The sequence below is a fragment of the Alcanivorax sp. 24 genome (genome assembly GCF_004360225.1).
Classification (GTDB): Bacteria; Pseudomonadota; Gammaproteobacteria; order Pseudomonadales; family Alcanivoracaceae; genus Alloalcanivorax; species Alloalcanivorax xiamenensis.
In genome coordinates this window covers 1-500 of the sequence record NZ_SNUA01000072.1, presented here as the reverse complement: position 1 = coordinate 500, position 500 = coordinate 1, and the positions used below count along the sequence as shown (strand labels likewise).

Sequence of the window (500 nt, the reverse complement as noted above, 5' to 3'; positions counted from 1 at the left end):
TAATCGTCCTGTTGGCGCAAGGCATCCCGTTTTTGCACAGCGGACAAGAGTTTTATCGGACGAAAGGCGGCGACGAAAACAGCTACCGGTCGCCCGATGCGGTCAATCGGCTTGACTGGGAGCGGAAAAGCCGCTATGAAGACGATGTCCGCTACATCCAAGGATTGATCGCCATCCGCCGGGCGCACGGCGCGTTCCGCCTAGCGACCGAAGTCGATGTGCAGCGCCATTTGACGTTTCTCGAACCAACCCCTCCTTGGGTCATCGCTTATTGGCTGGGCGATGTCGCCCTTTACGGACCGTGGACGGACATTGTCGTCATTCACCATAACGAGGAAACTGGGGTAGTCATCGCCCTTCCGGATGACGGGGAATGGCACGTTGTATGCGACAGAGAGCAAAGCGGGACCGTCCCTCTTCGGCAAGTGCGCCGCTTTTTGGACGCGGACGGCATCGGCACATGGGTGGTCATCAAAACGGGCGCGGCCGCGGATGTGGAA

Annotated in this window: 1 protein-coding gene; it reads left to right on the top strand. The window is 59.0% G+C overall.

What is annotated here, in order from left to right:
• A partial coding sequence (locus tag E0L37_RS21315) for a hypothetical protein (protein ID WP_205655682.1) occupies positions 1 to 500 on the top strand: 500 nt, incomplete at both ends.